Raw genomic sequence first — 20,845 nt, 5'->3', positions numbered from 1 at the left:
GGCGGATTTCTGGATTCCCCCGCCGCGGCGGGGGAATGACGTAAATGGATAATCATCGAATCAAAGTCGACTTCTGAAATCTAATCCGGAAATATCTATGAAGCAAAAAACAGAACACAGGTGTTTATAAAGATACTCTAACGGCTTATTGTTTTATATGTTATGGCTTAATCAAGTTTCATTTATTGTGTATTAATTGGAGAATTCTATTGAAAAGGCCGGACAGTAGGGAATTGAATAATATAAAAAAGAGGGCGTATCCGCCAATGGCGGACGCCCCTACGAGCTGATATATATCAAATTTCCCAGGGCGCTTTATCGGATGGCATATCTGTTGATTTGGTTAATGGAATTTTTCCAAATGGATAGCGAATGTTCGGTCCGTATAAATAAAAATATCCCGCCACGAGCAATAACTCTATGAAAAACGGCTTAATATCGGATAATTTAATATCGGTGCTTATATTCCTGTCGAAAAAATCAGCATACCATTCCCAGCTAAATCCAAAATGAGATAGCAGATGCATAAAATCGCCCGGAAACAGCCATCGAAAACGCTTGCCAATTTTATAGCCCTTAAACGGCGGCGGCTTTTCCCCAAGCGCCAATTGTATCCAGCGATAGGCAAACTCAATGCCCGAATGAATAGATAAATCTGATGACCCCCAGAATTTGGGGTTAATCTCCATAAGCACGAATTTATCTTTCTTAGGCGAATATTTATATTCAACCATAACAATCCCATGCCAATTCAGATAATCTAATAACTTGAGGGATTCCGACTTCAATGTTTCATTATAGAAGCTTTCGGCTTTTACCGATGGTCCGCCGGTAATCGGGTATTCCCGCAATCGGTGATGCATGAAATAGGTAACCAGCTTGCCATGGTCAAACAAACCAAAAAAACCGCAGCCGGGGCCGGTGATGAACTCCTGCAGTATAAGCGGGTTGTCGTTAAATTCCGGTCCTGATAAGTAGCCGCTGCAATATTTCAGAAGACTTTCCGGATTGTGATGGTAAAACACGCCTCGTGAACCGGCGCCATAGGAGGTCTTGCTGACTACCGGAAACTCACAATCGTTTATAAAATCCTTAACCTGATCTATCGATTGAGGATAACAGGTTGCCGGCATAGTCATACCGCATTCATTAGCCGCCCGAAATGTTTCGGATTTACTTAAGGCGATAGCCAGCGATTTTTTATCCGGCAAGACAAATGCCGCCAATTCCGAAAGCTTTTCCCTATTTTCCGATATTATCGGAACTACTGTCGAACGGAGGGGGAGAAGAACGTCATGTTTATTTTTGCTTAAGAAATCGAACAGGAAATCCCTGAACTTGTCCGGATATTTGCCGGGGTCGGGATATATTACCTTATGATGACAATATTTCGAGGCGAAAGCGACCGACCCAAACCGACGTTGAGAACCTATTGTCAGCTCGAACCCTTTCTTGCTTAAAAGGCGGGCAATTGCCAGACAGTGAAGGGCATCGCCATCTGTGAGAAATATTTTCATATAATTATTTTTCGCCCTATCGGAATGAATCGGAAAACCGTTAATACAATCATTTGCTTAAACGCTCCAATAAGCTCTCCGGCCGCCTTAAGTATTTAATTACCTGGCTGGCTATTATGTTTATTTTGCCGGATAACTCAACCTTGTGAGTTCTCTCGCCTTTTAGTATTGTTTCAATAAATTCCTCTTTGGATGAGGGCGTGTTATCGAATATGGCTGCACACTTGCCGATTTCCCATGGGAAATGAGCATCACTGCCGGAAACCACAGGGAGACCATGTTTTCCAGCCAGTTCTTTCGCCAGCTGGTTCTTTTGTTTAGATAATCGGGCATTATTGATTTCAATTAAATCAATCAAGTCGAATAAATCATTTTTTAATTCATGCTTATGATATGGATGGGGCAGTATTACCAGCCCCTTCTGAGAGCGTATTTCCTCAATAACCCGATGATATTCCCTGCTCTCGATTTCCTGTCGAACATACAATCCGATTATATCGCCGATGTCGGTTTTCACTTCGACTGCCGGTATAATGATAATATCAGCGCTGTTTATCGCGGCGGTTTGCATACCGCCCTTTGTCGTATCATGGTCAAGAACTACTACAGCATCGAGTTTTTCCCGCTTAGCTTTTTTTATTATAGATTCCGGCCTATTGAGCGAATCATACGAATTAATCGTATGTACATGAAAATCAACCGTAAAAGACATCAGCAATCACCTGTCCGGTAGTTTCTCCACCAATAATCATCATTACGATAATAATGACAAATGCTCATATAGTAAAGCATTTTATGTTGTGTCAGTTCGTAGTCCGCCTAAGGCGGATGAACTGACACGTTTTATTTAACAAGAAAGTCGGCAGGTCACGTTTCACTACGACCTGCCTAAACAGTTGAACTATGATATAAACATCGGGAGAAATATTTTATTAATTAATAAAACTTGCATAGATTGAATAAAATGCAAATAATACATACAAAAACATTCGCTGCCGGCGGATTATTGTATTCAAACTGTTGATTCGCGTTGGGGCTTTATAGTATAAGCTCCATTGACTGTTGATAAAGCAACAGTATTACTCTGGTTGCCAAGCATTGCTTGGTAACCAGAGGGCGTATCCGCCAATGGCGGACGCCCCTACGCGCAATGGTATGTTCTTTCGTGGGCGGCAGACGTCCTCGTCTGCCCCCTTAGGCGAACACCCTTACGCGCAGTGGTATGTGTCATTTAAAAACTAAAATTACTGTTTTGTTAATAACTTAACAGTGCGAGACAGAATAGAAACTTATGCTTTCAGATGATGAATTAGAGGAGTTGAGACAGAAATTGGAAGGCTCCATGAAAAGAGTAAGGATTCGGCGTAAAAAAATTAAGGCTATCCGCGTCAATTCTTCTTTTCACTGGCAGCCGCCGCTCTACATAGAGGTTGACAGCTATTGCCGTAACTTGGAGAAGGATTCGCCTAACGAAAAGATTATTGCCATATTTGAGGCGACCTCCTTCTTGGTATGCACATCCGACCGGGGCTATAATAAAGGCCTGCCGTATTTTTTCGGCCGCGAGGATGTCCGTCAGGTTGTGCCGATGGATTAGTCTGCATTTTTCGCACAATTAGTATTCTTATTAATAACAAAAACTTAATACCCCCGACTTGAACAGACTACTCAGCAGGCCAATCGAATGTGTCGGTTCATCCGCCTTAAGCGGACTACGAACCGACGCAAATAAAAGGAATATGCTCCTAAATTGACACAATATAAAAGGGCGCATGCAATACGCCCCTACGCACAATAGCATATGTCTTTCCCGTGAAAACGGGAATCCGGAGCCGCCGGACGCCCCGACGTACAATAGCATATATTGTTTTACTTCGGCTGCCAAGTGGTGTCCTAAGTCCCAAGACACGTCCGTGCTTGGTAGCCTAAAAGCGCATGTGTATTTATGCAATAATCAGTTATTCGGTTTCACAGTTCGGCCAACCGGAAGGCGGATTTTCCGGCAGGGAATCCGGGTTGAATTTGTATAGCTTATAATCAGGACAATATTTGATGCTTCCGGAGCCTTTAAAATAGTTTACAAGCGCTATAACATCGCTGCCGATTATACTGCAATCGCCGTTAATATCAGCCGATGGCCAGAAGCCGTCTATTAAGCATGGCTGGCTGGCTTGATTGCCTCTGAAAAAGTTTACTAAATATGTTGCATCGCTGCCCATAACTTGCGGCGGCCAGATGCCGTTAAACATATTCACATCACCCGGATAATAATAAATACTATCACGCGGTATATGAATTCTCGAACTAACAAACACCGGTTGAAAAAACCCGGGATTAGCCAGCCCGCTGTAAAGCAAAGTATTATAAATACCATAATGTAAATCACTGTAAAATTCAATAAATGTGGTTACATCCGAGACAACATCCGGTTTAACATGAGCAACCAAATCCCCAAGGTAATATGTGCCGGGATAAACAATATCGGAATCGCATGGTTCGTCAAAACTAAAATCCAAAACATGCAAGGTATCTGTACAGCTTGTCTGAGTTAATGAAATATCGCCATTTAAAATCATCGAATCAATAGTTACATACTGGGTGTCGCTAACAAAACAGAATTGCAAACCAAATATAGTATCTGCTGTTACCAAATGAACGGGAAGGTGAATTTCCTCGCCGGGGTCGGCAAACGCTGATTGAATTACCAGGGTATCAGATTCGGGATTCATTGAAACACTCGGCCAGGAATACCAATTAATAGTGGATTTAAAAATTAGCAAATCCCCGATAGTGAGCGGCAAGCCATCGCCGGGATAGCCTATATCGCCGAGTAAAAATTGAAATTGATTAAGAGGCTGGCAATCCATTGCCGCATTTAATCCAACGAGCATATCACCTGCTTCAAATCGAAAGCCATTGAGATTCAAATCGCCCGCTCTTGAAAAGTCATCTGCATATTTTAAACTACAAGCAGGCAGGTCCAAATATAAATTTGTCAGACCAGATTGAGAGCTGTCGCATCCATGTGTGTACCAGACAGCATATCCTAAGGTGTCGCTAAGATTGTTTAAATTCATGGACTCATATATATCTTCACTATCTAAAAAACTGATAGGGAAAGTAAAACCATCAGGATACTCTTCGCATATTTTCAGCATTATATCCAAGGTGAAAATTGGATCGTATGGATTGATATTGCAGATATCAGGGTTGGAATCGCCGCTAAAAGTGAACTTAAATCCGCCAAGGCAAAAACATTCGGGAGCATCAAGGAAAAATGGCAGCGGTGTGCCTGCGCCGGGCCATAAACTGTAAACCTGGTAAGCAGAAAATTTTATCTTGCCGACTATGGTAAGCGGACCAAAAACCGCCGTATCGGACAGCTCTTCCTCATCAATGGCAATAATTTCCAGGTCTCCTTCAAACGTATCGCTGCAGAATTCAGCCATATAAAAATCGATATAGCCTATCCAATGACTGACGCCGCTGGTATCAATATAAAAGTATGTCATTAGCGGATTGCCGATGTTTGTTTCTACTGTCAAGGTGTCGCCATCAATATCGACAACTCAAGATTCGCTGAGGTATCTTGATATATGCAGTCTCCCGGCAGCGAAAAAATATTATCCCGATCGATAATCGGCGGTTCGCTGGCAGCTGCATATGATGAAAATATGCAGATAGCGGCAAATACAGCCCCGGCAATTGCTGTTAATTTCATATGTTTAAAAGAATTGCATGACAACATAATACCACCTCTTGTTGCTTTTTTGTTCGATTTACTTTTTAATAAAATTCAGCTTACAAAGTTTAGCAATGATTCATGGATTCTCTTGAAGTTAACCGCAAAATAGTACACTATAATTTAATGAGGTTTCATATTATATGTTTTAATATGAATGTTTTTTATTGCTGTGTCAACACTTTTTTATATTTAAAAAGTATTCTGCAGCCGGCGCAAATATCTGATTTTATGCTTTCCTCAACTCAATCAACGGCGTCTCAGGCGGACAGCCCAGCCGGAACGGGAACCAGTGCCCGAAACCGGAGGTAGTATACAATTGACTGCCGTTCGCCTTTTGATAATGCCCCCATTGATACCTTAACCCGCCCAAGGCGGGCAGATACTCAAAAAGCGATCTCCCGCCTATGCCAAGCTGGCCGCCATGTGTATGACCGGATAGAGTCAATTGCATACCCTTTTCGGCGGCAAAATCAAAAGCAGTTGGCCGATGGCTCATCAGGATTTTGAAAGCATTATCCGGCGCTAAGGCGATGCTTTTGCTAATCGATTCGTCAATAAACCGGCTGTTATCCCGCCGCATCCAGCGCGGGTCGTCTGCCCCGGCGATATACAACGGTATGCCGTCAATATCAATTGCAGTTCCGGCATCCACTAAAAGCGGTATAGGACCGGCATCATATGCTCTATAGACTTTATTTATCCCTCGATAGTATTCATGGTTTCCCAAACAGGCATAGCATCCCAGGCGAGGGCTTAACTGCGCTATCATCGACAACGCATCCGGCAGTATCCGAAGGTCATCGGCAATATCGCCGGTAAGCAGAATTATATCCGGCTTTTGCTCCTCAGCTTTCATAAGCATTCTTTCAAGATGATGCAATGTTATATAATAGCCAAGATGCGAGTCGGATATCTGGAGTATTTGCAGACCGTTTAGGGATGAGGGTAAATCCGGATATAATAATTTTATCTTTGGCATTCTGCTTTCATTAAATGATGAGGCAACACCGCCGGCTCCGGCAGATACTGCTATCATCGGGAAAACCGCCGCCGCTGTTTTTAATACCAACCGGCGTTTGGGGTCGGGCTTAACCGGTGCAGTCATCACTTTCTTTTTTATTTTCCTGACAATATCGATTATTACATGAAAAGCCCCTGATACCGGCAATGATAAAAGCAGAGCTATCTGGATAACCATTGTGAAAGCGCCGCCTGTGGCGCCAATACCGGTTAGAATCGAGTTGTCTATTTTTACGCCCCAGGCCCAGAGGACAATGCATATTCCACCAAACACCGGTATAAGAAAGGTAGTCAGCCGCACCCAACGATATGACCACCAGGCGCGGTTCAAAAAACGCAAGAACAGCCAGGCATCAAAGCTTAGTATGATGATGAAGACAAGGCAGAATATTACCGGATATAATTCAGACATGGTATTTCTTTAGCATAATTGTTAGATTCCTGTTTGGGCAGATCGCAGCAAAATAGTATCCGCCGCGGAGGACGCAGCCTGCCGATTTAGTATAAAGTGACAGTTCATCCGCCTTAGGCGGACTGCGAACTGACACAACATTAAAATTTTTGAAATCGTATATGCTGTGCTGCGCGCAGGGTCATACCTCATACGACCTCTTGTTGCCAAGCGCTGTTTAGTGTCTAACGGGTTTATGCAATACGTTCATACGTTATTAGCCGCTTGCCGATATATTCCGTTACTAAATCCCGGGCATAGCTTAGAGTCTGTTCATGTGAGGCGTCGGGTTCGGCAAAATCGGGCGTTTCGATTATATCGTCAATCATTTCCTGCCACCAGGCTGTGTCCAAAGTGAGTTTTACTATTTCACCGCTGAAACCGGCGGCTATGAAATCCTCAGTAGTCGGCTTGTCAAACCCGATTTTAATTTCATCTTTCTGGTTATCAAGCGAAATCCTATTTTCAAGCCAACCTACAAGATTTTTTCTTTCCTGCGCATCCATTTTGGCTCCTGTGTTATTGCTGGGTTTATCGGCATCTCCATTATTATAATTTTATTATATCGACACATAAGAATATATGTAAAACTTGCAATAAAGTTCAACTATATTTCGCTTTGATGGTAATTTCATATTCATCATGATAACGTCCGCCGCGGCGGGGAATGACGGTTGTATGTTATGTATTTATTGAAAAGCGGAATAGTAGTAAAAAAGATATAGAAAAGTTATTTAATAAGTAAATATTTTCAAAATAAATCCGAATATTATACAAGTTTTAAATACATAAATCGGTTTGTTAAAGCTGACGCCGTATATGCAACCAGTAACTATAATGATGAGCTGAAGTTCACAATAAAAGAACTCTGGAGGATTCTATGTTTTGCTCTTATTGCAATGAATTCATCAATGGCAATTCCTTCGTCTATGATGACGAGGAATATTGTTCAAAAGAGTGTTTAATGGCAGCGAGAGATGAAATCGAGGGCGACCTTGAAAAATACATGGAGGAAAGGGAGGAGATTGAAGAATATAATTAGAAAGTAATCATTACTGATAATAATAGATTAAGCCGCCAATTTTGCTGGCGGCTTTTTTATTTTCCCTCGCGATATCAGCCCTTCCTCAACACTATATAACCATACTAATTTTCCCCAATAAAAAAACCGGCCAACTTAGTAAGTCGGCCGATTTTTTATATAAAAACGCGGGTTTTTCTTTTATTTCTTGCGGCGCTTTCCAGCGTAAAGTCCGAGCAAACCAAGTCCCAAAAGTGCGATTGTGGCAGGTTCGGGAACCGGCGCTATCGAAAGAGTGCCTACATCGTTATTGCAGCTCATCCCAAGAGACATGCTGAAAGCATCTTCATCAAGTAAATCATATCCGAAATCAGCAAACGATACAGTGCCTTCAATAAGATAAGTGCTGAAGCCGTTTTCCATTAAACTGGTGCTGTTATCATCAAGATATTCGCAATAATTGAACGAAGAAGATGACAGTGATCCCACTTGGTTGATAGCATTGCCCTCAGCCAGAACCGGGTTATCAATATTATATCCGCGATAACTATCGGTATAAGTCATTTCAGGATTATAATACATGTTGCCGTAGTGGTTTTCTCCTGAGGGGCTATCGTAGGTTCCCAGAACAAAAAGGTCATCGCCAATATTGAAGCGGACATCGCCGGCGCGGAAAACGTAACCGGGATACCACGAAACGCCGTCAAAACCGTCATTTGGCATGGAAGTAACAATCGAAAATGATACTTGATCGGCATCATAATCAACATCAAGATACATCGCCTCAAGGTCGAAAACCTCCGATACAAAATAATTTGGCCCCGGAGATGGCGCGGTGCCGTCGGTGCCCCAATCATCTGTCATATAATTACCGGTAAGAGGGTTCCAACTCATCGCAAAAGTACTCATTGGGTCGGTGTTGTTGTTAGTATATAAATCGCCTACGCCAAAATGGTTATGAATTATATAATCAGGGGAGGCGTTAGCTATAAGCATCATTCCGCCGGTAAAAACCAGGGTTGCTGCTAAAATTGTAATTTTTTTCATCAGATTTTCCTTTCTATCAATTAAAATATTTTCAAAACTGTTAGATGTATATGCAATATTAATGCCAGACGAATTATATTTACAAAATAATTTATAACCATATATATACTAAGCAATTGAAAAATCATCAACATTTTACAAAAATCACGATATATTAATACTGTCCAGTTTCTGGTCGATATGTGAAAACTGTTGCAACATCAACCTAATCCTAAGCGAAATAAAGATATACGTTCATATTTCCAGCCTGAGTGACCGGAAGTTGTACATTTTGCATTAATATTGATTATCGAGGGTATTGTGAAGACAGGAGAGTTTATGAAAATTATAAGCACACAACAAACCGCCGAGCTTTCAACCTCGGTGGTAAACAGCAATCTTCAACGCTACATCGATTTAATCAACAAAAATATCAAGCCGCCTACGCCGGTAACTGTTTCTGAGGTGATTATAAGAGCGATGTATATTATCAGCGATAGTGTCAATTCTTATGGCGGACAGTTCGACCGGGCGGATTTACCCTCAATGGCTAAGCTTTTTATCGATTCGCCGGTTTTAATTGGTCATGATAAAAGCGGTTTGCCCATAGCGAGAAATTTCTGGGCTGAAACAGTGGAAAAAAACGACAGACTATGGATAAAAACCTACTTTTATTGGCTTAAAAAAGCAGAAGGCGCAGAGAAACTCAGGCTGAATATCGATTCGGGTATTTACAAGGAATGCTCTGTAAGCTTTACCTACGGCTTCCCCGAATGTTCTGCCTGCGGGAAAGATATTCGCAATTGCGGACACCAAGTTTCCAAGGACATCTCGTTTTATTATCGTGAGGTGGATAAAATTCTGGAAACATCGTTAGTTTATCGAGGTTCGATACCAGATACAATGCTGACTAATCAACTTGCTTTCGGCAAAAATCATTCCTCGTCCGCTGCGTTTTCCAATGGCAAAGAATCAAGCAAATGCTATACATTTACTCCGGCTCATCACATTGTGAACAGCCCTGTAATATCTCAAAATATTGAGGGCTTCAGAGCGTGTTTGAACGGCGGTAATTTTCTGCTTGTTAGAAAGAAAGGCTAAGTTATGTGGAATCGCTGCCGTAATTATATTGTTTCAATTGTTATCGCGGTTTTAGCGGCATTATCTACTTATTACACGACAATTGACGGGATAAAAATTGATATGGCTAATAAAGCCGAGGAGAAATTCGTCGCCAGTCTCGATAAAAGGATTTCCAATCTTGAAATAAGGCTGGCTGAAAATTTTGCCACTAAGGAAGATTTTTTTGAGCTTAGGGAGGATATTATAATTCGCTTGAGCCGCATTGAGGTCAATATTAATCGAAAGGAGTCAGCCATTGAAAATAGATGAGTGCATATCCGGGCTTGAAAGCGCTGGCGCGGCAATAGAATCTGCGCCGCAGAAAGGTTTTTTAAATCTCGATAATATCAGCATTATCTTGCGCGAGACAAAATCGTTTCTGCAAAATACATCACCGGCTTTAAAACTGGGCGAAAAGCTGACAGCGGATGTCATTACCGAAATGAAACAGAAAATCAAAGCCCTAAAAGCGGCGGGAAATCCCTTAATTTCACAGGCGGAAATGCTAATTGAGACCGAGTCTCTGAATTACGAGCAGTTGAAGACGCTTCAAACGGAAATCAATCAGGCTATAGAAAACGTTTTCAAAGGACGTACAAGGTCTTTTAAGTCTATCGGCGTCGCTAATCAAAATCAATCTCAAAAACCGGAAGATTATCATTAAGCAGTTCTCTTGTTGCCAAGCAGCGCTTGGCAACAAGAGTCAAATAAAGCATAAGATATCGTGGTTGGTGTACGTTCCCGTGAGCCACTTATCGTGGTTGGTGTACGTTCCCGTGAGCCACTTATCGTGGTTGGTGTACGTCCCCGTGAGCCACTTATCGTGGTTGGTGTACGTCCCCGTGCACCAACATTCTATTACGTCCGTGTGCACCAACTTACAAATCATCTTCAAAAAATCACAGACAATTTTTAAAAGGAGAAAAAATGACTATAAGAGATAAAAACCTCGAAACAATCGGAGCAGTTTATGCCGCTTTCGAGATTCACCAAACCGCCAGCAGCGATGACCTTGCCGATGCTGATATTGGCAAGGCTGTAGCTATACTTGACGATTATCAGGTTGGCCCGGGTGCCGATGGCGGCATGCTACTTGGCAAGCTTGTCGATTTATCGCTCACCGATGCTGACAACGGCAAGCGTGTTGCCACAGTGCAAATTGCCGGCGTAATGACATTGCCTGCCGTATCTACAGTGCCCTCGGTAGGCAACCGGGTTGTGATCAATGGTTCCGGGTCTGTTAAGCAGGCGCCTGCCTTGACGGGCAACGACCCCGCCGGCGGCAATGTCGCCCGCGGAACGGTAATTGACATTAACGGCACCAGCGAAGTTACGCTCATCTTGTAGATAGATTTCGAGGGCGTATGCAATAGTGCGTATCCGCCTGAGGCGGACGCCCCTACGCGCTGCGTTTATGTGAATTTCAATATCATTATAGAAATTCCAACAAATAATCATTTGTCAAAAACCTGAAGGCATATTCAATACGCCCCTACGCGCAATAGTAATCGTATACATTAATAAAAGGAGAATACATTCCTCTTGTTACCAAGCGCTGCTTGGCAACAAGAGGGTGTCCGCCTGAGACGGACGATCCTACGTGAAATAATAATCATATACATTTAAAAAGGAGAATACATTGAACCAAATAGACTCAAATATATTTATGAACAACATGATGCCCGCGGCAATCAACGATAAGTTTGCCGATGGGACGGCAATTGGCCAGGCAGACTTATCGCAGACTGCTAATGTCAAAGTCGATAAAGATTTTTATCTGGATGCTCAGCAAAGAGGCTTGTCGCTTTCGGAGTTATTGGAACTGCCGGAGTATGATCCATCCCCGGCCGGTTCGCCTTTGGATGCTTTCGAGCGTCAGCTGGCATATCATGGCTTGCGAACCGGCGGCAGAAATCCGGTAACGGTCGAGTTGTTTTACCGCGCCGCTTCGGCTTTGATGCCCGAATTCATGATGCGGGAAATCAAGCGCGGCCAGAATATGCGTCCCGAACTTAACCGTCTTATCGCCGCAACCTCAGGAGTGAATACCTCCCGATATACGCCGTTCCATATCGATACCAGTGCCGCCGATTCCGATTTGTCGCTTAGGCCAGTCGGCGAGGTATCGGATGTGCCCTCGATTTTGGTAACCGACCAGGCTAATACAATCGTTATCCCCGATTACGGGCTAAACCTCAAGGTTTCATACAAGGCGTTAAGACATCGGACAATGGCGCAGTTCAAGGTGCTGTTGTGGTATATCGGCTACCGTCTGGCCTCTGACCGCGTCGCCTTAGCGGTTGATACTATCATCAACGGCGATGGCAACAACAATGCCGCAGCGGTGAAAACTACCGATGTTTCCGGCACGCTCGATTATGATGACATGGTTGACTTCTTCAACGAGTTTTTCCCCTATCAGCCCAATGTGATGGCTTGCCATGGAAGCGTAATTAAAACCATCCTGAATATCAGCGAATTTAAAGACCCGATGATAGGCTTCAAATTCTTAAATTCAGGCGAAATCACCTCGCCGCTGGGCGCAACCTTAGTCCGCTGTGATGAGGTTCCCAATGATAATGTAGTTGGCCTCGACAACCGATTCGCTGTGGAGGAAATTTTCTCCCAACCGCTGACTATCGAGTATGACAAAGTTATCGAGCAGCATTTAGAGGAGGCTGTTATCTCCGAATCGGTGGCATATGCGAAAATCATCGAGGATGCCTCATTAGTTCTGGATATAAACTACAGCTAAGAAAGGAATCGCAGAGACAAGCGTTATTTTGCGGTTATGTATTTTAAAAGCGCGTAGGTCGAGTTCCGACCAAAGGGAGAAACCCGACAAGGCAGTTAGCAGGCTGGTTGCGTTTCGTTACGACCTGACTGAATAATAAAAGAGGGCGTATTCAATATGCCCCTACGCGAACTTTTAGCTTTGGTTGCCAAGCGCTGCCTGGTAACCAGGGGACGTATCCGCCAATGGCGGACGACCCTACGCGAACCTTGCATATTATTATCATATTTTCGACCCGCTGTAATGTTTGTCTCTGTATAAAATATCATGCATAAATTAATTGATACATCAACAGCCTCAATACCAACAGGCGTATCGCCGCAACGGAAATTATTGAGGCTGGACTATGGCGCCTACGCCGGCCGGCTTGCCTGTTTGTATGGCAAGTCATCAAGCGAAATCGAGTTTAGATGGGCAGACTATCCCTACAACAACTGGTCTAATCCGATTACTTTGCGAAGCGATTCGGCCGATTATCCTTTCTCTGCCTGTATCGACCGCGATGGCAATATATATGTCGTCTACATTAAGCAAACGACGCTGGATATAGTCTTTTTCAAACTGGCGTTTTCTGCCGGGACGTGGTATATAAGTTCGCCGGCAACCGTATTAAATGTCGAATCGGCTTATTATCCGGTTATCGCGCGCGCGGAAAGCGGCAAGCTGTGGTGCGCTTTTGCCTGCTATGATTCCGCCGAAGAAGATTATCATATCAGAATTAAATCATCCGACACGGGCACAATCTGGGGCACAGGCCCATCGGATACCGGCGCGGAGCTTTCGGGTTCATCCAACGAGATGCCTTATGTAAACCTGAATTTTATAGGCAGTGATTTATATGCCGTGTATTCGCAAAATAGGTCAAACCTATCTTTCAGAAGAAGAGACGGCTTAAGCGGCAGTTGGGATTCAGCGATTGCGCTTCTTAACAGCAGCTATATCGATGCGGAGTTCGACTGCGCGGTGTCAGATGATCAAAAGCTCGGCATTGCAGCATGTCCGTCATCTGCGGGCATAGTATATTACCGCGAATATGACGGTGTCAATTTCAGCGGGTTATTGCAAGCCGCTGATGAAAAAGCAAAAGCTCCTCAAGTCTTATTTAATCGAAATACGCCGTTTATATTTTATGTTAAGGATGTTGGCAGCGACCGCTTTCTGCCGCGTTATGCTTATAAAGACGGTGAAAATTTTACTGCCGGCAATCTTATCAGCGGAATTGGTCTTTGCCATAGAGTCTTGCTGTTTGATAATTCGGACGACTCATTTGATGATAAAACCTCAGCCGCCGCAAATACAAATACTGCCGACATCTACCATTCATCATCCAATGCCCTGATAGATGCCGTTGATGACTGCCTGTATGTTGGCATGGAGGAAAAATTCTTTTGCCTTTCGATAATCCTATCCACGGCGGGAAGCGGCGGTACTGTTGTCTGGGAATATTTCGATGGCGACGATTGGCAGTCATTCACGCCGGTATCGGGCGGGTGTAATTTCGATGAACTAAACGAAACCATATATCTCTGGAACGATCTCGATTCGACTCCTGATAATTGGCAGAGCAGTTCGGTCAATGCCAAAAACTACTTCTGGATAAGGACTCGAACAACAGCTGCCTTTACCATATCACCGGTGGGAACTCAGATAATGGCAGTTCCATCATCAGATTATCTTACAGCCGCAAGGGGAGTAAAATGAACATTACCTTAAATCATTTAAAAAGCAATCGCAAATGGCATGTTCCAAATGTCGTTGTCTGGGGCAATGCTGATTCATTTGATGCTCAGTTTGTGATGGTTGAGGAAAGCTCCTCGAAAAGAGTAGTATTTTTGCACAGCAGATTAGGCGGCAGTGATCAGTTAATCAGCTTTAGCGATTTGGAAGATGCCAGCGGCAACAGTTTGCCATCTCTGATAGCAAACCCGGTTGTGATAATAATCCCGCGCAATCAGGCTCATTGTTTTTTAGTTGGAGAGTCATCCGAAAATCATTTCAAGATTGCTTGCGGTCAGGATTCGGTTTCGGGCTTAGCCAAGCATGGCTTGGTTGACCTGCTAATAATGGAGATAGATTTGCCATGAGTTTTACAACAGTAGAAATTGTTAAAAAACATATCATCGAAAACCGCATATCTGTCGGCCAGGTTTACTCAGAACCGGTAAAGCTGATAGCGGGTACACCGGCGAAACTCAAATATCCGCCGGTGCAGAGCGCATCCGAGAAAGTAAAGGCTAAAGAGCAAAATAAACCTGATTATGAAGCGATAATATTTCCAGTCAGCGATAAAGCCGCTCTCGATAAATCCGACTTGTTGCGGGATTCGGTAGTGGTCGCTTCCGACAGTTCACTCGGTCAAATTTACAGAGAGAACCTGGATTACACCGTTGATTACAACAAAGGCGCATTAATCCGAATAAGCTCGGGCGATATTGCGCCGGAAGCGGTTGTATCGGTTTGGTATATGCCGTATCGAGTGTATGAGCGCGGAGCCGATTTCAGCATCGACTATGCCAATGGCGAAATCACTCGGCTTAGCTCCGGCGATATCGAAGCTTGCCAGCTTGTTTATATAGATTACATTTCCGAGTATTCGGAACTTGACGAGCAGACAATTAACAATGCCATCAATGAGGCGAACGAACAGATACTGAATTACATCGATTCGGCTTTTGCTTCCTCATCTGATAAATCGCTGGTTATTGCCGAGACCTACTTGGCGGTTTCGATAATCTGCCGGATTAAGGCATTGCAAACGCTGTCATCTATGACTAATAAAAGCTCATGTGCATCATGGTCTGTTCTGACAGATCAGTATAAGCATGATGCTTATTTACTGCTGGAGAAATTTACCGGTTCTATGGGCGGTTTAAAAGCGCCCTCGAAAGCGTAATCCGGCGTTATTGGATAAGGTGATTCAATAGACGGCTTTTTTCAAAGCCGCATCCTGATTGAAGGCCGGGGCTATTGCTAAAAGTCTTATGATAGTAATTTCTTAATAATATTGGGTATTACAAAATCGTAACGCGTAGGGGTGTCCGCCTCAGACGGATACGCCCTTTTTTCTGCATCAGCCTTAAACAAAGGAAAAATATGAAAAAACTTTTGATAATTAAAATACTGCTTATACTTCTGGCAATGTCGAGTTCGCATGATGCGTATGTGTGGGCGGATTCGCTGAATGTTGATTCGACCGATATTGATGACGCTTGCGGACAGTATTTAAGTTCATCTTATCCCAACAATTCTAATAACAGCTGGGGCACGTGCGAATATTTTATACTGGGTAATGATGAGGATTCGTCTTGCAATGTATCCAACAGGCTTAACTGGATTAGACCGTTTATCAAGATTACAAACATTGGCGATATACCAGCCGGCAAGGTGATTGATTCGGCGTTCATCTATTTATACTGTCATGATTATTATGTAAGACCGGCATGTTCAGGGGCGGCATCCATGCCATATTATCCCTGCCGAATAATGAGGAACTGGGCACAGGGCGGAGCTTGTATTGCCTTCAGCACTGGTTCGGTGTGCTGGAATGACTACAGCTATCCCGACAGCGAATGGACTATCGCTGGCTGTAATGGTGTCGGCACGGACAGAAGCGATACTGCAGTTTATGAACAATTTGTGTTGACCCCCGACAGTGAAGCGGTCTGGATTAAAATTGACATCGGCGATATGGTCGATGAGTGGTATCAGGGGACATATTCAAATTACGGCTTTACGCTTGTGGGTTTATATAATGAAGCGGACAGCTTAGGCAAGTGGAAATTTCGGTCAACGGAATATGCCGATACTGCCTCTCAGCGTCCTTATGGCAAGATATATTACCATACGCCTAATCCGCCGACTTTGCCAAAAGTTACGACATGGTATTCGGAACAATTGAGTTCGTCCGGTTATGGTTATGCTAATCCCGATACATTAACGCCAAAACAGCTTGTTGATTATTCGCCGCAATTCTCGGCAGTATGCGCCATCGATAGTTGTTATTATTACCAGATACAAGTAGGCACATCGGCAGGCGGTTCTGATATATGGAATCCGGGCTGGGCTGCCTTTAATGATACTTTTTATACCGATGAACGATGCAGTAAAATTACTTATGGCGGTTCAACACTTCAATGCTGTATTCAATATCATTGGCGGATAAGATTTGCCTCTACTGATGGCGATACCCTTGATTACTGCGCCGACCAAACCTTTGAGGGAGTAACGCCTGAAGGCTGGCCGGATACAACCGATATTCGGGCGGATATAGCCAGCTGCACGAGAAGACAGAATATCTGCTTGGGCACAAGTCACAGCGTTCTCGGGGCGGATAAGCCGATTAAAGTTCCATTCCGCACGGGCTATGGTGAAATTATCGCCGATAATGCTATGGTCAATAAAGCATTTCATAACGGCTGTACGCAAATAGCTTATTATGACAGTTTTACGTATGTTGCTTATCTTGGAGTCGATACCTCGACCGGCTATATGGGAGCTTATGTAATCAAACGCAATCACGAGACAGGCGCATGGTCAAGCCCGTATTGTGTGGAAACCAATATCGATTCGGTTATGAATACTGATGGGGACGAACACTTTATGCCGCAAATAACGATAGACCCTGTTGAGCATAAGCTTCATTTAATGAGGCGCGGTCATGATGGCGTTCAGGAACACGGAGCTTATTACTATCGAACGACCGTCGGGCATGTCAACGGTTCGGGCATTGATATAACAAACTGGACAGCGGTTGCCGAACCAGCCGCTTTTAGGCAATCAGCTTATTCAACGCCTATGACTAATTCAAATGGCGACTTGTTCATTAGTTATCGGCACAGGTGCGATACCTCTCTTGGCGACCCTCTCGCATCGCATCTAAAGCGAGCGGCTTATTGTTATGCTAAATTGCCTTATACAGGTTCGGGCTGGGGTTCATGGTCTGATAGAAAATATATTGTTTATTACCATGATTACAAATTGACTCCGCCATCGGTTTACAATGTCGGGGCGATGATAGATAACAATGACCGCATGTGGGTAGTTGTGCTTTGGTATGACTCCTATGCTAATCTTGGTTATGGCCGGGCTATATCGTGCATGTATTCAGATATCGAAACAAGCGGAGCGGATTCTGGTTATTACGAAACATGGTATGAGCTGGAATCGCAAAACCCGATAGGCTGGACAACCGACACGCTGAAAGCTGATAGCACAGTTGATTATGCCGCCTGCTCTAAGATAACAGTCTGCGGCACGCCGGATGCTGATACGCTTACCCGAATGTTCTTGATGGGCAACGGCAACGGCATAAGCCTTGATGGCGACAACAAGCCGATTATCGTCTATACGGAATACGATACGCTTGGACAAAGGCGTGAATCCGATATTTATTTTGTTCGCTGGCGAAACAGCAGTTGGGAAATTACCAACCTGACAACTGAAGCGGGTTTTGACTCTTATACTATTCATCATGTTTCAACGCCGATAGTCGAGGGGGATAAGGTCTATATCTATGGCATGACAAAACCGGACCCCGGCACGCGCGGGGAGTATTTCGCCGCCGAACCGTTTGTCTTAAGAGGTTCAGGGCTAAACACTGCCGATACGATGGCATGGGTTGGTGAATACTTAGCGGCAAACTCCGGCTATGGAGCTGGCAGGATAAACACATATAGATATACGCCAAGCGGTTTTCGCAAGGCGATAGTATATAGCAGGGGCAGAAAAGTAATTTACTGGCCAGACCATCTCTACGGCGATTTTCAGCGTGCCGGCAATGATATTCACTTTGTTTATTACAACGGCTATACAGATACATATTACGAACTGCCGCGAGTGCCGGTTATGGCATTCCAGATGGACACCTCGAATAATGCCGGTGATATTGCCGCTGCTTTTAATTATGGAAATATTTTAGCCAATAAAAACGCTCCGACTAACGGAGTCTTGCAGATATACTGGAGCAATCCGGGTTCCGATTCGGTGTTTGCCGAACCCGACAGTATCTGGGGGCGATACGATAATTTCGAGAATAAACCTGAGAATACTTGGATTGACAGTGTCGATGGCTGGAGCGGGGATAGTGTCAAGATATTCGCATCCATATCAGACAGTTCGCTGTTTACCGGCGCGGAGATAAACAAGGTTTGGGCAGGCGACCAGTTCTGCGTCATTACCGGCACATACTCCGCCTGCACGTTGTCGGTTGGAACTGATGTATCCAATCGAAATATTTATTTTCATGTATGGTTTGGAGGCGGTTCGGGACTTATATCGTATGTCGAACTTCTTGATACCACTGCCAACGACTATATTAGAGTAGGGTTTCCCCGTAATAACGGCATGTTTAAATATAGGAGTTCCGATTCCTCGAGCTGGACAGACAGCGATAAGGAGGCTATGAATGCCAGGTACCATGAATTGAAAATAACGATACAAGATACTGATGGCGTATCGGCTTGGGTTGATGGCACTACTATTGTTGAAAACGATAATACAATCACGGTTTTTGATAAACTGATTATTTACGGCAACTATTCACAGGGTAATATATTTTTCGATCTTGTAACTATCGAGAAAACAGTAAGCGACTTGCCGGAGATAACCTTAACGCCGCTGGAAAGCATAGCGGGTGGGCGGCGGTCAAGAGTAATAGATATGCAAAGGAGACCAAGATGAAAAAGATATTGATGATATTGATAACCCTGCTATCGGTTACGTCGGCATGGGGCGGCTTGATATACGACAACAATTCGGGAGGCATTGATGATACCTTTGTGGTGCAGTTCTTTTTGTACGACACCGATGGTCAATCAATCCTCGATGATTTCGATACGGTGTATGTGGTGCAAGCCTATAATGGTTCATCATTCAACACCGATACGATAGAGGTTAATACCGCTTACAGGGTTGGCGCAAACTGGCCGGAAACGGCATTCTTCGAGAAGAAATATCGGGCGGCAATGGCTGATGACAGTCTGGGCGGCTATACTTGGTATGCGCTTTCGATTACCGGCAGTAATTATCATACGGTTGCTTTCGGCAATTATTATGTCAATGATGTTGGTATCGGGGATTTACTGGCATTGCCGGACACGGGGTCCTGCAAAGCTGATGTATCAGGGCTGTCGACTTTCGATGAGTCCAGCGACAAGGTAGCGCTGGTTGATTCATCGGCGGGTGATATTAGCTACACGGCTAACAATGCCGCAGATTACAAGGCGACCGGATTCTCGACATTCGACCCTTCGACAACGCCGGTGGTTGCTTGTGATACCGTATCGACAGGCGATACATTAGCGGTTAAGAAGGATTCGCTTATTTATCAAGGCGCAGGCGGCGGTTCGGATACCACATCAATTAAGGCAATGATGATAAGCAATCAATTTGCTCGTGTCGATGAGGATACTACAATAGATATAAGCGCGGATGGAACCATATCGGCAGCCGCCTCATTACCTGATTCGCTGTTCGACACCTTAACGGTTATCCATGAGGATATCGAGGCATTGTCGTTATCAGGCGGCGGCACAGAGGCGGAAACATTAATCGTGCTGGATGCCTCAGACAGCACATTGATTCAGAGCGCCAAGATTACTATCAGAACGCTTGACCAATCGACAGCAAAGGCGGCTGGCTTGCTTACGGATGTTAACGGCAAAAGAATTTTCGCACTGGATGCCGACAGTTTCTGGGTGGAGATAACTCATAATAATTACCAGCAGGTTATGGATACAATCGCAATAGCCTCAGGCGGCGGCACCGATTCTTTGTATATGACAAAGTTCGACCCCGGTAATCCATCAGATCCCGACTTATGCCGCGTATACGGCTGGGTGTATGATATAAGCGGTGAGGATATTTATGGAGTCGATGTTGCCGCCGAGATTCCGCGAGCCTATCATCCGGTGAAATATTCAGACCTTATCATTACGCCATTTTGCAAATCGACCTCTACCGATTCATCAGGCTACTGGTATATCGATTTAATACCCTGCTCGAAATTATCCGGCGATAGCACGAAATATCAATTTATCATAAAATATAATTCCGGCGTAATATTCCGCACCGAAACAGATGTGCCCGACAGCGCAAGCTGGCAGCTTAAATAGATTAGCAGGGCAATCCGCCAATGGCGGATACGCCTTCT

19 protein-coding genes are annotated in these 20,845 nt (G+C 44.1%); 12 read left to right on the top strand and 7 right to left on the bottom strand.

The window, feature by feature from the left end; genetic code table 11:
- Positions 1-296 precede the first annotated feature (296 nt).
- Both J7K40_02170 and J7K40_02165 read right to left on the bottom strand, forming a co-directional pair.
- Positions 297-1,517 (bottom strand): hypothetical protein, encoded by a 1,221-nt coding sequence (locus J7K40_02170; protein ID MCD6161202.1) that lies wholly within the window; start codon positions 1,515-1,517, stop codon positions 297-299.
- A gap of 49 nt (positions 1,518-1,566) precedes the next feature.
- Positions 1,567-2,229 (bottom strand): PHP domain-containing protein, encoded by a 663-nt coding sequence (locus tag J7K40_02165; GenBank protein MCD6161201.1) that lies wholly within the window; start codon positions 2,227-2,229, stop codon positions 1,567-1,569.
- 630 nt (positions 2,230-2,859) lie between these two features.
- Here J7K40_02165 and J7K40_02160 point away from each other — a divergent pair.
- Entirely contained in the window at positions 2,860-3,114 is a 255-nt protein-coding gene (locus J7K40_02160; GenBank protein ID MCD6161200.1) for a hypothetical protein, read from the top strand.
- A gap of 361 nt (positions 3,115-3,475) precedes the next feature.
- Here the strand turns inward: J7K40_02160 and J7K40_02155 are convergent, their stop codons facing one another.
- The 4 genes from J7K40_02155 to J7K40_02140 form a co-directional block, all read right to left on the bottom strand.
- The gene (locus tag J7K40_02155; protein ID MCD6161199.1) at positions 3,476-5,062 is read right to left on the bottom strand and encodes a hypothetical protein; all 1,587 of its coding nucleotides are present in this window, start codon (positions 5,060-5,062) and stop codon (positions 3,476-3,478) included.
- Positions 5,059-5,265, bottom strand: coding sequence for a hypothetical protein (locus tag J7K40_02150; GenBank protein MCD6161198.1), 207 nt, complete (start codon positions 5,263-5,265; stop codon positions 5,059-5,061). Before J7K40_02150 ends, J7K40_02155 begins: the two co-directional genes overlap by 4 nt.
- Before the next feature lie 223 nt (positions 5,266-5,488).
- Positions 5,489-6,694, bottom strand: coding sequence for a metallophosphoesterase (locus tag J7K40_02145; GenBank protein ID MCD6161197.1), 1,206 nt, complete (start codon positions 6,692-6,694; stop codon positions 5,489-5,491).
- A 233-nt stretch (positions 6,695-6,927) separates the two neighbouring features.
- Positions 6,928-7,239, bottom strand: a complete 312-nt coding sequence (locus tag J7K40_02140; protein MCD6161196.1) for a hypothetical protein — start codon at positions 7,237-7,239, stop codon at positions 6,928-6,930.
- 374 nt (positions 7,240-7,613) lie between these two features.
- Here J7K40_02140 and J7K40_02135 point away from each other — a divergent pair, with 374 nt between their 5' ends.
- Complete coding sequence (locus J7K40_02135) at positions 7,614-7,775, top strand: hypothetical protein (protein ID MCD6161195.1); 162 nt, start codon at positions 7,614-7,616, stop codon at positions 7,773-7,775.
- A gap of 180 nt (positions 7,776-7,955) precedes the next feature.
- Here the strand turns inward: J7K40_02135 and J7K40_02130 are convergent, their stop codons facing one another.
- Positions 7,956-8,663: a PEP-CTERM sorting domain-containing protein gene (locus tag J7K40_02130; protein ID MCD6161194.1), complete on the bottom strand. Its 708-nt coding sequence runs from the start codon at positions 8,661-8,663 to the stop codon at positions 7,956-7,958.
- A 456-nt stretch (positions 8,664-9,119) separates the two neighbouring features.
- Here J7K40_02130 and J7K40_02125 point away from each other — a divergent pair, with 456 nt between their 5' ends.
- From J7K40_02125 to J7K40_02080, 10 genes are all read left to right on the top strand, one after another.
- A complete protein-coding gene (locus J7K40_02125) occupies positions 9,120-9,881 on the top strand; it encodes a hypothetical protein (GenBank protein ID MCD6161193.1) in 762 nt (253 codons plus the stop codon).
- 3 nt (positions 9,882-9,884) lie between these two features.
- Entirely contained in the window at positions 9,885-10,172 is a 288-nt protein-coding gene (locus J7K40_02120; protein ID MCD6161192.1) for a hypothetical protein, read from the top strand.
- Positions 10,159-10,566 (top strand): hypothetical protein, encoded by a 408-nt coding sequence (locus tag J7K40_02115; GenBank protein ID MCD6161191.1) that lies wholly within the window; start codon positions 10,159-10,161, stop codon positions 10,564-10,566. The genes J7K40_02120 and J7K40_02115 overlap by 14 nt, the downstream gene beginning before the upstream one ends.
- Before the next feature lie 263 nt (positions 10,567-10,829).
- Positions 10,830-11,249, top strand: a complete 420-nt coding sequence (locus tag J7K40_02110; protein MCD6161190.1) for a hypothetical protein — start codon at positions 10,830-10,832, stop codon at positions 11,247-11,249.
- 292 nt (positions 11,250-11,541) lie between these two features.
- Positions 11,542-12,657 (top strand): hypothetical protein, encoded by a 1,116-nt coding sequence (locus J7K40_02105; protein ID MCD6161189.1) that lies wholly within the window; start codon positions 11,542-11,544, stop codon positions 12,655-12,657.
- A 306-nt stretch (positions 12,658-12,963) separates the two neighbouring features.
- Positions 12,964-14,397: a hypothetical protein gene (locus J7K40_02100; protein ID MCD6161188.1), complete on the top strand. Its 1,434-nt coding sequence runs from the start codon at positions 12,964-12,966 to the stop codon at positions 14,395-14,397.
- Positions 14,394-14,780, top strand: coding sequence for a hypothetical protein (locus J7K40_02095; GenBank protein MCD6161187.1), 387 nt, complete (start codon positions 14,394-14,396; stop codon positions 14,778-14,780). The genes J7K40_02100 and J7K40_02095 overlap by 4 nt, the downstream gene beginning before the upstream one ends.
- The gene (locus tag J7K40_02090; protein MCD6161186.1) at positions 14,777-15,589 is read left to right on the top strand and encodes a hypothetical protein; all 813 of its coding nucleotides are present in this window, start codon (positions 14,777-14,779) and stop codon (positions 15,587-15,589) included. Before J7K40_02095 ends, J7K40_02090 begins: the two co-directional genes overlap by 4 nt.
- 200 nt (positions 15,590-15,789) lie before the next feature.
- Positions 15,790-19,374: a hypothetical protein gene (locus tag J7K40_02085; GenBank protein MCD6161185.1), complete on the top strand. Its 3,585-nt coding sequence runs from the start codon at positions 15,790-15,792 to the stop codon at positions 19,372-19,374.
- Entirely contained in the window at positions 19,371-20,807 is a 1,437-nt protein-coding gene (locus J7K40_02080; GenBank protein ID MCD6161184.1) for a hypothetical protein, read from the top strand. Before J7K40_02085 ends, J7K40_02080 begins: the two co-directional genes overlap by 4 nt.
- Positions 20,808-20,845: the final 38 nt, after the last annotated feature.

This window comes from Candidatus Zixiibacteriota bacterium, assembly GCA_021159005.1.
GTDB lineage: Bacteria > Zixibacteria > MSB-5A5 > UBA10806 > 4484-95 > JAGGSN01.
The sequence above is the reverse complement of the archived record's forward strand: the minus strand, read 5'-3'. Positions and strand labels throughout refer to the sequence as shown.